Raw genomic sequence first — 11,339 nt, 5'->3', positions numbered from 1 at the left:
GTGGACATGGCGTAGACACCCACATCCTTGCAGGTCAGGCGCACCTTTCCTTTATCGCCCTCGATGCACGCCATTCAGTCTGAATAGCCAGGGTCAAGAGCAAGGCGTTCGCGGACTTGAGCGACGCGCACCACGCCGTGCAGAAGACCGGGCCGCTGGCCGGGATCTCGCGCACCTACCAGCCGAAGGACGAGGAGGGCGAGCAGCTGCCCGCCGAGTCCACTCGGGTGCAGATCAAGGCGGAGGACGTGCTGCGCGAGGTCTCGGCGACGCTGACCCGGCTCTTCGACGTGACCGCGACGAAGGACTGGACGAACTGCGTGGCGCGCGCCGACGTGGTGGTCGACGGCCGGACGATCGTGGCGCAGGCCCCGGTGACCTACCTGCTCTTCCTGGAGAAGCAGCTGGTCGACCTGCACACCTTCGTGAAGAAGCTGCCGGTGCTGGACGCGGCCGAGTCCTGGGTGCGCGACGACTCCACGGACAGCTGGCGGACCGAGCCGGTGCGGACGAACCGGACCAAGAAGGTGCCGCGCAACCACGTCAAGGCCGAGGCGACCGAGAAGCACCCGGCGCAGGTCGAGGTCTACTACGAGGACGTGACGGTCGGGTACTGGACCACGCTGAAGTTCTCCGGTGCGCTGCCGGCCCGGCGGGTCAACGAGATCCTCGACCGGGTGCTGACGCTGCAGACCGCGGTGAAGTTCGCGCGCGAGGAGGCCAACAACACCGAGGTCACCGACGAGCGTGTGGGTGCCGCGGTCTTCGGCTACCTGTTTGGGTAATGTGAGACTCCCCGTGGGAGCGCGGGGACGCGCCCGAGAGGGGCGCGAAAGCTGACAGCTGAAGCTGAAGCTGATGACGCCGGTGACAGTGCGGGTTCGAACCCCGCCCCCCGCACCACATGCGGGGGTAGCCCAACTGGCAGAGGCAGCCGGCCTGAAACTCAGATTCTCGCTCCAATGTCAGCATTCGCCACTGATCACCAGATCGACGGAGCGGGACGGAGACAGCGGATGCCGGTTCAACTCCGGCCCGCCGCGCTTCGAGCGGCGGTAGTTTAAAGGCAAAACCCGTATGTCATCAGCATGATCCGGCGCTCTTAAACGTGCTGGTGTGTGCAATTCAGTGGCACATGGAGGCCCGGGGATTGGCCATATCCCCGGGCTTCACCAATTCCGCCCGGCTCAGAGGTTCTCGGTCACCGGCCGGCGCCCGCCGAGGCCGGCGGGGACGGCGGTCAGGGCCGCCACCGCCACGCCTGTCGCGAGAAGCAGGATGATCAGGTGCGGGAGAGCGGGTGGCGGTGCCTCGTCGCGGCTTCCGCCGGTGATCTGCGCGATCGCGGCGAACAGGGCCCAGCCGCCCGGGAAGACCCCCAGGCCGGCACCGGCCAGCGCGGGCAGCACCTGCGCGGTCGCCAGGGCCACGGTGACCTCGTGCGGGGTGGCGCCGAGGGCCCGCGACAACGCCGACGCGTGCCGGTTGTCGAGCACGGTCGCCCAGGTGATGACGACGGCGTTGACCGCCGCCAGGACGAGCAGGATGACCGACCACATGAGCAGCACGTGTCGCAGGACCCGTACCTGCGCCTCGTCGTATCCGATGGCGGGCGCCCGTGTGCCGAGGAACCGGTCGAGCACCAGCAGGACGTAGATCCCACTGACCGTGACCGCGATGCTGACCACGCCCAGCAGCACCCGACGTGGGCGGCGGGCGGCCACCCGCAGCGCGAGCATCAGGGGGACCGGTAGCCACGCCGAGAGGGCGATCAGGCCACCGCTGCGCCGCGGCGGGCGGGCCGCGTCGGCCAGTGCGCTGACCGTGCTGACCCGTGCGGCCCGGACCGTGGGGACGGCGGTCGCCGCTGCCGCGACGCCGGTCGCCGCGGCGATCACCAGGCCGATCGTGGACCAGGCCGGCGACGCGGTCCCGGCACTGCCGAGGAGGCCCGCGCTGGACTCGGTGAGCAGCGGGGCGGTGACCGCACCGATCATCAGGCCGCCCGCGGCGGCGGCGACGGCCACCAGGAGGTACTCCGCGAGCAGCACCGCGGCGACCAGTCCGGGCGTACCGCCGACCGCCTTGAGGAGCCCGACACGCCGGTTCTGGTCGGCCATCCGCCCGCCGACGAGCACCGAGAGGCCCGCCACGGCGAGAAGACTCAGCAGCCAGGCGCCGATCAGCAGCAGGATCTGCGAGTCGGCGGCCAGGTCGGTGGCGTCGGCGAGGACGTTCTCCCAGCTCTGCATCGGCAGGGCGCCGTCGTGGCCGCCGTGCCGGTCGGCGAAGGCCTGGGCGTTCGCCGGGTCGGCGAGCCTCAGGTTCATCACATACGTCACGGCGGCGTCGAACGAGGACACGTCGGCCCGGGTGAGCCACACCAGCCCGGGGTTGTGCAGCATGCCCGCCGGCAGGTCTCGATCCTCGGGAACGGCGCCGTTGACGCAGCCGGAGAAGACGACGCACGACGATCCCGGGTAGGGCGCCATGGCGGCGGTCACCGCGAACCCGACGACCGTGAACGTCGTGCCGCTCAGCGACACGACGTCGCCGATCCGCACGCCGAGTGCGCTCGCGAACGCCGCCTCGAGCACCATGCCTCCGGGACGTACCCAGGTGCCCTCGGTGACCTTCGGCTGCTCGACCGTGGCGGGAGTGGCGTCACGGCCTTCGACCTGGGCGTCCGAGGTGCTGCCCGACGTTTCGAGCGTCGCGCCGATCACCGGGTACGGCCCGCTGTGCCCGACGACGCCGGCCGCGGACGTCAGCTCCTCGAGGTCGGCCGGACCGGTGTCCCGGCCGGTGCTCGCGACGACGTCGGGCCCGTTGGTCACCGCCCGGGTGGTCTCGTACGGATCGCTCGCCGCGTCACGCAGCACGAGCCCGAGCGTCAACGTGGTGGTGGCCGCCAGCACGGCGATCAGCAGCAGCGCGGTCTCGACCCGGCGGCGCCGCAGGTCACGCAGGGCGAGGCGCCCCACCAGCAGGATGCGGCCCATCGTCGTCAGTCCTCCAGGCCGACGAGGGCGCCGAGCCGTCCGGTGGTGCCACCGGTCAATCGGGTCTCGTCCACGAGCGTACCGTCGCGCATGGTGAACATCCGGTCCGCGGTCGCCGCGATCCGCGCGTCGTGGGTGACGATGACCAGCGTCTGGCCGGACTCGTGCAACTCCTCGAACAGCCGCAGGACGTCCAGGGTGGCGGCGCTGTCGAGATTCCCGGTCGGTTCGTCGGCGAGGACGACCGACGGCTCGTTGCTCAGCGCGCGGGCGACCGCGACCCGTTGCCGTTGGCCACCGGAGAGCGTGGAGGGTAGCGACCGTGAGCGGCCGGCCAGCCCGAGTCGTTCCAGCAGCGCCTCGGCCCGCCGTCGCGCGGCCCGGGGTGAGCGGCCGGCCAGCAACGCCGGCAGCTCGACGTTCTCCACCGCGGTCAGCTCCTCCATCAGATGGAAGGACTGGAAGACGAAGCTGATTCCGGTACGCCGTACCCGGGCCAGGGCCTTCTCGCCGAGGTCGTCGATCCGGCGACCGTTCAGCAGCACCTGGCCCGCCGACGGCCGGTCGAGTCCACCGAGCAGATGCAGCAGGGTGGACTTGCCGCAACCGCTGGGGCCCATGATCGCCACGGTCTCGCCCGCGTCGACGGCGAGGTCGACGCCGTCGACGGCGCGTACCATCCCGGCACCCTGGCCATACCATTTCTGCAGCTCGCGGGCGTGCAGGACCGGCGTGCCGGCGCTGTCGTTCACTGGTTCCCCCTCCGATGTGCCCAGGTCCGTTCGCACGCCTCGAGCCAGTGCAGGTCCGCTTGAAGCCGGAGGACGACGCCCTCCAGCAGCAGCGCCGCCGCCGACCGTGCCGGCTCGGCCAGGGCGGCCCGCTGAGTGTCCCGCAGCCGGCGCAGCAGTTCCCGCCGCTGGGTGTCCACGATGGTCAGCGGATCGGCCAGGCCCGCCGAGGCCGCGGCGATCAGCTTCAGGTGGAACTCCGCGAGATCCGGGCGTGGCCAGCCCACCTCGCCGATCCACTCGGCGACACGCTGATGACCCTCCGCGGTGAGCGCGTACACCTTGCGGTCCGAGCGGGCGGTGTCCGCGGCGGCGGCGTCGGCCGTGTCGTCGGCCGCGTTGTCGGCGGCCAGGAGGCCGGCTTTCTCCAGCCTGCTCAGCGTCACGTAGATCTGGCCGGCGTTCATCGCGTCGCCGAAGGGCCCGAGCGCGTCGCGCAGTCGCGACCGCAGCTGATACCCGTGCGACGGCTCCTTGGCCAGCATCGCCAGGACCACTTCCTGCTTCATCGCCGTACCCCTAACCGTTAGCCCCTACAGTTAACGGTTATCTATCCCCTGTCAAGCGCGGTCGGGTCCCTTCTGTGTGGCGTGCTCGATGAGGCGGGCCAACAGGGCGTGTAGCTGTTCGCGATCGTTATCGGACAGTGGCGTGAGCAGGTCGGTCATCACGTCGCCGGTGATCCGGTCGGCGGCGGTGAGGCGCTCGCGGGCGTCAGACCTCGAACCGCACCCCCTGCGCCAGCGGCAGCTCGCCCGAGTAGTTGATCGTGTTGGTGGCCCGGCGCATGTAGCTCCGCCAGGCGTCCGAACCGGACTCGCGCCCGCCGCCGGTCTCCTTCTCGCCGCCGAACGCCCCGCCGATCTCGGCGCCCGACGTGCCGATGTTGACGTTGGCGATCCCGCAGTCCGAGCCGTCCGCGGCGAGGAAACGCTCGGCCTCGCCCTGGTCGCGGGTGAAGATGCTGGACGACAGCCCCTGCGGCACGTCGTTGTTGAGCGCGATCGCCTCGTCCAGGGTTCGGTAGGGCAGCACGTACAGGATCGGCGCGAACGTCTCCTCCCGCACGATCGCGGTCTGCCCGGGCATCCGGACCAGCGCGGGCTCGGCATAGAAGGCTGCCGATTCGGGGAAGCGCCGTCCGCCGCCGAGGACCACCGTGCCGCCCTGCTGCCGCGCCTCGGCGAGCGCCTGCTGCATCCTCCCGTACGCGTCCCCGCTGATCAGTGGTCCGACCAGCGTCCCCGGCTCCAGCGGGTTGCCGATCGGCAACCGCCGGTAGGCCGCCTCGACCCGGGCCACCACCTGATCGATCACGGACTCGTGCGCGATCACCCGGCGCATCGTGGTGCACCGCTGGCCGGCCGTGCCCGCCGCCGAGAAGACGATGCCCCGGGTGGTCAGGTCCAGGTCGGCGGAGGGCGTCACGACCGCCGCGTTGTTGCCGCCGAGCTCCAGCAGCGACCGCCCGAACCGGTCGGCGACCCGCGGACCGACCGCCCGGCCCATCCGGCTCGACCCGGTCGCGCTGAGCAGCGCGATCCCGCGGTGCTCGACCAGCGCGGCGCCGAGGTCCGCACCGCCGATCACCACCTGGCTCAGGTGCTGCGGCGCACCGGTCTCCCGGCACGCCCGGTCCAGCAGTGCCGCCGAGGCGAGAGCGCAGAGCGGCGCGGTCTCCGACGGTTTCCAGATCACCGGGTCGCCGCAGACCAGCGCGATCGCCGTGTTCCACGACCAGACCGCGACCGGGAAGTTGAACGCGCTGATCACCCCGACCACGCCGAGCGGGTGCCAGGTCTCCATCAGCCGGTGGCCGGGCCGCTCCGAGCTGATCGTACGACCGTACAACTGCCGGGAGAGCCCGACCGCGAACTCGCAGATGTCGATCATCTCCTGGACCTCGCCGCGCGCCTCCGAGACGATCTTGCCGACCTCGATGGTGACCAGGGCGGCGAGATCGTCCTGGTGTTCGCGGAGCAACTCGCCGAAGCGCCGGACCAGGGCTCCGCGGGCCGGCGCGGGCGTGACGCGCCAATCGTGGAAGGCGGCGCGCGCCCGGGTGACGGTCTCGTCGAGGCCGTCCTGCCAGCGGACGCTCCACACCGGCTCGCCCGTGACGGGGGAGTGGACCGGGTGGTCGCCGGCGTGCGCGCCGAGGTCGACACCGCAGCGTTCGGCGGCCTTGCGGGCCTGGAGTGCGAGCTCCTCGATGGTGGGCAGCATGCTGATCTCCCGTTCAGACGATGGTGCGTTCGGGCCGGAGGCCGGCTGTGCGGAATCGGTCGGCGCTGAGGCTGGAGACGTCGACGAACGGCTCCCGGCCGAGGAACAGGTCGCGGATCACCTCGCCGACCGCCGGTCCCATCAGGAAGCCGTGTCCGGAGAAGCCGGTCGCGTACAGGAAATCGCCGTTCCGGCCGATCAGCGCGTTGTGATCCGGGGTGTTCTCGTAGAGCCCGGCCCATCCGCTCGCGATCCCGAGGTCGATCAGCCGCGGCGCGCGGTGCTCGATGATCTCCCCGAGCCGCGGCAGCCAGGCGTCGTCGCGGTCCAGCTTGAACCCCGGCGTCTCCTCCGGATCGGACATCCCGAGCAGCAGCCCGGCCCCCTCGCCGTGGAAGTAGAACGTGGTGTCGAAGTCGATCGTGAACGGCGTCGCCGGATCCAGGCCGGGCACCGGCTCGGTGATCAGAATCTGCCTCCGCAGCGGCGTCACCGGCAGCGGAACCCCGGCCCACGCACCGATCTCCGCCGACCAGGCCCCCGCCGCACAGACCACCTTTCCGGTACGCACGGTGCCGAGCGTCGTCGCGACCTCGTCGATCCGCCCCGCAGTCCTCCCGATCCCGGTCACCGCGCAGTGCGGGACGAGCGTCGCGCCCGCCCGGCGCGCCGCCGTCGCGTAGCCGAGCACCACGGACTCCGGCGTGCAGTGCCCGTCCGCGGGCGAGTAGGCCGCCGCCCGCAGCCCGTCGGTGCCGACCAGCGGCGACATCCGCCCGGCCTCGGCCACGCCGACCATCCGCGAGGGCACGCCGAGCTCGTTCTGCAGCGCGACGCTCGCCTCGAAGGCCTTCTCGGACGCCTCCTCGCTCAGCAGGAACAGATACCCCACCCGGTGGAAGTCGATCTCCTGCCCGAAGAGCGCCGGAAAGTTCGCGAACGTCTCCAGGCTCCGCGCCCCGAGCACGATGTTGACCGGATCGGAGAACTGCGACCGTACGCCCCCTGCCGCCCGGCAGGTCGACCCTGATCCGAAGGAGTCACGGTCGAGCAGGAGTACGTTCTCGACACCGGCGCGCGCGAGGTGATAGGCGGCGCTGAGCCCGATCACACCCCCACCGATGATCACCACGTCGGCTTCGGACGGCAGGACACGACGGACATCGCTCACGATCGACCTCCCCCTCGATCATCATCGATCTTCCGGTTCGGCGCCATCCCCGTCGCCGACCCGTGCGGCAGGATCATGGGTGTGGATGCGCTGCAACGGCTGCTCGCCGACCACGAATGTCAGCGACTGCTGGTCGAGTTCCTCCGGAGGCTGGACGTCGGGGAGCCCGGGCCGGTCGCGGAGCTGTTCACTCCGGACGGGGTGTGGGAGTGGCCCGGCGGCTGACCGGAGGGCTCACCGAACCTCGGGACGGGTGGATGCGGCGTGAGCGGGCGTGGGGGAGCGGGCCCTACACTCCGCCGCTGTGACGATCAGGTTCGAGGTGCTGGGGCCGCTGCGGGTACGGCGGGACGGGCGGGACGTGGAGCTGGGCAAGTCCCAGCTGCGGGTGCTGCTCGGTGCGCTGCTCGTGGCGGGTGGGCGGCCGGTGACGGTGACCGAGCTGATCGACGTGACCTGGGGTGACGCGCCGCCGGAGACCGCGCTCAACGGGATCCAGCGCAACGTCAACTTCCTGCGGCGGCTGCTCGAACCGGGGCTGGCGCCGCGCGACCCCGGGCACTGGCTGGTGCACTCCGGGAACGGGTACCGGATCGCGGTCACCGAGGAGAACCTGGACCTGCTGCGATTCCGGGAGCTGACCCGTCAGGGCGCGGACGCGGAGAGGTTCACCCAGGCGCTGCGGCTGTGGCAGGGACCGGTCTTAGCCGACCTGGACGCCCGGATCCGGGAGCTGCCGGTCGTGGTCGGGCTCGACCGGGAGTACCAGGAGGCCGCCCGGCGGCTCGCCGACCTCGCGCTCGAGGCCGGCGCCGCCGACCGGGTGCTCCCGGTGGTCCGGCAGGCGGCGGACCGGCACCCGATGGACGAGGCGCTCCAGGCACGGGTGATGTCGCTGCTGGCGGCGGCGGGGCGGCAGGGCGAGGCGCTGGACGTGTACCGGCGGGCCACCGAACGGCTCGCCGACGAGCTCGGGGTGCGGCCGGGAAGCGAGCTGAGGGACGTACACCGGAAGCTCCTGTCGCAGGACGCCGAGGAGCCGGCGCCGCCCCGGCCCGCGCAACTCCCCCCGGACCTCGCGGTCTTCGCCGGACGGGAGGCGGAGCTGGCCGACGTGCTCGCCGTCCGGCCGACCGGGACGTCACCGGTGGTGATCAGCGCGATCGGCGGGATGGCGGGGATCGGCAAGACGACCCTCGCGGTGCACTGGGCGCACCGGGTCGCCGCACGGTTCCCGGACGGGCAGCTCTACCTCAACCTGCGCGGTTTCGACCCGTCGGGCCGGACCATGGAACCCGGCGACGCGCTCGTCCGGATGCTCGGCGCGCTCGGCGTGCCCGAGTCGCGGATCCCGGCGGGCCGCGGCGCCAAGGCCGCGCTCTTCCGCAGCAGCATCTGGGGGCGGCGGATGCTCGTGGTCCTCGACAACGTGCGCGACGAGCAGCACGTCCGGGACCTGCTGCCCGCCTCGCCCGGCTGCCTGGTGATCGTGACCAGCCGCAACAGCCTGGCCGGGCTGATCGCGGCGGAGGGGGCGACAGCGGTCACTCTCGACGTGCTCGACGGGGAGGAGGCGTGTGCGTTCCTGGCCCGCCGGCTGGGCGCACGCCGGGTCGACGCCGAGCCCGAGGCGGTCGCCGCGATCGTCGCGTGCTGTGGTGGGCTGCCGCTGGCCCTGGCCGTCGTCGCCGCCCGCGCCGCGCTGCGTCCCCGGCAGAGCCTGCTGGATATCGCCAACGAGCTGCGGAGCTCGCGAGGGCTGGACGCCTTCGTGTCGCCGGATCCGTCGGTCAGCGCCCGGGCCGTCTTCTCCTGGTCCTACACGGAACTGTCCCCGGCCGCGGCCCGTCTCTTCCGGACGCTGGCGATCCATCCCGGACCCGACGTCACCGCACCGGCCGCCGCCTCACTGGCCGGAATCGGACTCGACGAGGCGGTCACCGCACTCGCCGAGCTGACCACCGGCAACCTGCTCGGCGAGACGACCCCCGGTCGCTTCCAATTCCACGACCTCTTGCGGGCGTACGCCGGAGAACTGCTGGACCCCGGCGCCGCGGGAGAGGCCCGGCAGCGGATGCTGGACCACTACCTGCACTCGGCCGGCCACGCGAAGCTGGCCATGCTGCCCGACGCGGTACCCGTCCCCCTCGGCCCACCCGCCGCCGGGGTGATCCCGGAGCGGGCCGCCGGCCCCGACGAGGCGCTGGCCTGGCTGCGGGCCGAGCTCTGGGTGCTGATCGAGGCGGTCGGGGTGGCCGGTGCGCACGGCTACGACCAGTACGTGTGGAAGCTGACCTGGTCGACCTCGCGGATGAGCGTCCCGGTGGAGACCGAGGCGCACCTGCTGACCATGTCGCTGGCCGCCGCCGAACGGCTCGGCGACGACACCGTGATCGCCCGGATGCTGCACGGGCTGTCGATCGCGACGTACCGGGTCAACCGGCTGGACGAGGCGATGCGCTACAGCCTGCGCAGCCTGGAACTGGCCGAACGCCACGATAACGGCCCGGCCCAGATCCGCCTGCTGGTCACCCTGGGCCAGATCCACGAGCGCGGGGAGCGGTTCGACCTGCTGACCGAGTACGCCGCCCGGGCCCTGGCGATCGCCCTGCCCAGCGGCGAGCCGGCCCTGGAGAGCCTGGCGCGCGCCTCGCTGGGCTGGGGTTACGCCAACACCGGCGCCTACGAGCAGGCGTTCGAGCAGGGCCGGCTCATGATGGAGCTGGCGGAGAAGCTGGACAGTCGGCGCGATCGCGGGACGGCCTTCCAGATCATCGGGCTCTGCCACCTGCGGCTCGGCGAGCACCACACCGCGATCGCCTGCTTCCGCGAGTCACTCGACCTGGTCCACGACATCGACGAGGAGCTGGGCGAGTGGGCGGTCGTCTGGACCCTGCTCGGCGATGCGTACCTGGCCTCCGGCGACCCGGACGCGGCCCGCTGGTCCTGGCGCGAGGCCGTCACCATCGCCGAGGAGCTGGACCCGTGGATGACCGACCGCATCCGGGCCAAGCTGAACTCCCTCCCCTGAGCCGCCGCCTCCCGCCCGTTCCCGCCGTCCGTTCCCGCTGCCCGTTCCCGCCGCCCGCTTCCGCTGCCCGTTCCCACCGTCCCACGTTCCCCAGCACACGGCGTTCCGGTGTCGCGTCCTCCTTCCCGGCTGGCGCACCGGGGTGTCTCAGGCGCGGTGAGGCACCCCCGAGGGCCAGCTGCGGGAGCCTGGCTGGCTGTCAAGGGTGTCTCGAGGGGGTCGAGGCACCCCCGAGGGCCAGCCGGATCCGGGTGGCCCTCGGTGGACGTGCCCCGGTCGTTCGGCGCGTCGCCCCGGGCGCCGCTCGTCTCGCGAGCGTGGAACCGGCTCCGACCCGATCTCGACGTGGAGAGGCGGCGGAGAATGCCGTCCACATGAGACGGATGGGCTGGTGCGGTGGGGTCCTACCGTGAGGGGATGTGGTGGATTCTCGGGTCTGTGGGTGTCGGGGTCGCCGGGATCGGGATCGGGATCGCGGTGGCGCTGGTCGGGGCGCGGCGCCGACGGCGGGTGCCGGTGACGGCGGAGGAGAAGCGGGTCGCGGCGCGGGCGGCGATGCAGGCCATCCGGAAGGGTGATCGGCGGCGGCGGGCAGGGACGCGGGGTGGGCCCGGGGTGCCGGATCGGCATTCGGCGGCGATCGCGGAGAACGCCTACTACGGCGACGGTTCGAGCTTCGGCGACAGTGGTGGCGCGAGTGGTGGCGGTGGTGGCGGGGACTGAGGTTGCGTCCGCGCTCAGTGCGTGGACGCCTGGCGGGTTCTGACTGGTGCTGAGGGGTGTCCCGCGCCGCTCGACGCACCCTTCAGCCCCAGCCGCCGGCCCGCGCGGGCCCGCGCCAGCCCGCGCGGGCCCGCGCCAGCCCGCGCGGGCCCGAGCTGGCCCGCGGACGAAACGGGCGGCGTGGGCGTGATCTTCGTGGCTGGCGTTCATGGGTGTGTCGGCGGGCTTGAGTGACCTCTGGGTGCCAGCTTTCCCGGCGTGGCTGGTGTTCAGGGGTCTCTTGGAGGTCGTGAGGGGCCTCTCAGAGGGCGGTTGCGAACTATTTGAGTTGATTGATGTTTTGGATCCGTTTGGAGATTATTCTCCTGGTTCGCAGTAGATAGTGATCACTCGAT

The 11,339-nt window shown here is 71.9% G+C and carries 9 protein-coding genes; 4 read left to right on the top strand and 5 right to left on the bottom strand.

Annotation, left to right across the window (positions count from 1 at the left end):
• Positions 1-83: 83 nt before the first annotated feature.
• Positions 84-785, top strand: coding sequence for a hypothetical protein (locus tag AB0M08_RS46545; protein WP_364508517.1), 702 nt, complete (start codon positions 84-86; stop codon positions 783-785).
• Positions 786-1,187: 402 nt separating this feature from the next.
• On the opposite strand, the gene AB0M08_RS46540 is transcribed toward AB0M08_RS46545, so the two are convergent.
• The 5 genes from AB0M08_RS46540 to AB0M08_RS46520 all read right to left on the bottom strand — a co-directional run bounded on the left by AB0M08_RS46540 (position 1,188) and on the right by AB0M08_RS46520 (position 7,190).
• On the bottom strand, positions 1,188-3,002 hold the full coding sequence (locus AB0M08_RS46540) for an FtsX-like permease family protein (protein ID WP_364508515.1): 1,815 nt from the start codon (positions 3,000-3,002) through the stop codon (positions 1,188-1,190).
• A 5-nt stretch (positions 3,003-3,007) separates the two neighbouring features.
• Positions 3,008-3,754 carry an ABC transporter ATP-binding protein gene (locus AB0M08_RS46535; protein WP_364508512.1) on the bottom strand — a complete coding sequence of 249 codons (747 nt, stop codon included), beginning with the start codon at positions 3,752-3,754 and terminating at the stop codon, positions 3,008-3,010.
• Positions 3,751-4,302, bottom strand: coding sequence for a PadR family transcriptional regulator (locus tag AB0M08_RS46530; protein ID WP_364508509.1), 552 nt, complete (start codon positions 4,300-4,302; stop codon positions 3,751-3,753). The genes AB0M08_RS46535 and AB0M08_RS46530 overlap by 4 nt, the downstream gene beginning before the upstream one ends.
• Positions 4,303-4,507: 205 nt before the next feature.
• A complete protein-coding gene (locus tag AB0M08_RS46525) occupies positions 4,508-6,019 on the bottom strand; it encodes an aldehyde dehydrogenase family protein (protein WP_364508506.1) in 1,512 nt (503 codons plus the stop codon).
• Between the two features lie 13 nt (positions 6,020-6,032).
• On the bottom strand, positions 6,033-7,190 hold the full coding sequence (locus AB0M08_RS46520) for an FAD-binding oxidoreductase (RefSeq protein WP_364508504.1): 1,158 nt from the start codon (positions 7,188-7,190) through the stop codon (positions 6,033-6,035).
• An 81-nt stretch (positions 7,191-7,271) separates the two neighbouring features.
• Here AB0M08_RS46520 and AB0M08_RS46515 point away from each other — a divergent pair, with 81 nt between their 5' ends.
• The 3 genes from AB0M08_RS46515 (at position 7,272) to AB0M08_RS46505 (ending at position 10,944) form a co-directional block, all read left to right on the top strand.
• Positions 7,272-7,415: a nuclear transport factor 2 family protein gene (locus tag AB0M08_RS46515; protein ID WP_364508501.1), complete on the top strand. Its 144-nt coding sequence runs from the start codon at positions 7,272-7,274 to the stop codon at positions 7,413-7,415.
• 79 nt (positions 7,416-7,494) lie between these two features.
• Complete coding sequence (locus AB0M08_RS46510) at positions 7,495-10,221, top strand: BTAD domain-containing putative transcriptional regulator (protein ID WP_364508499.1); 2,727 nt, start codon at positions 7,495-7,497, stop codon at positions 10,219-10,221.
• A gap of 417 nt (positions 10,222-10,638) precedes the next feature.
• Positions 10,639-10,944 (top strand): hypothetical protein, encoded by a 306-nt coding sequence (locus AB0M08_RS46505; RefSeq protein WP_364508496.1) that lies wholly within the window; start codon positions 10,639-10,641, stop codon positions 10,942-10,944.
• Positions 10,945-11,339: the final 395 nt, after the last annotated feature.

The sequence above is a fragment of the Actinoplanes sp. NPDC051851 genome (assembly GCF_040681165.1).
GTDB lineage: Bacteria > Actinomycetota > Actinomycetes > Mycobacteriales > Micromonosporaceae > Actinoplanes.
Note: the sequence above shows the minus strand (reverse complement) of the source record. Positions and strands in the feature narration are given on the sequence as shown.

Bases quoted from the DNA above. Each gene is read 5' to 3' on its own strand.
- AB0M08_RS46505 (WP_364508496.1), top strand. From the start codon at position 10,639: ATGTGGTGGATTCTCGGGTCTGTGGGTGTCGGGGTCGCCGGGATCGGG.
- AB0M08_RS46525 (WP_364508506.1), bottom strand. From the start codon at position 6,019: ATGCTGCCCACCATCGAGGAGCTCGCACTCCAGGCCCGCAAGGCCGCC.
- AB0M08_RS46540 (WP_364508515.1), bottom strand. From the start codon at position 3,002: ATGGGCCGCATCCTGCTGGTGGGGCGCCTCGCCCTGCGTGACCTGCGG.
- AB0M08_RS46530 (WP_364508509.1), bottom strand. From the start codon at position 4,302: ATGAAGCAGGAAGTGGTCCTGGCGATGCTGGCCAAGGAGCCGTCGCAC.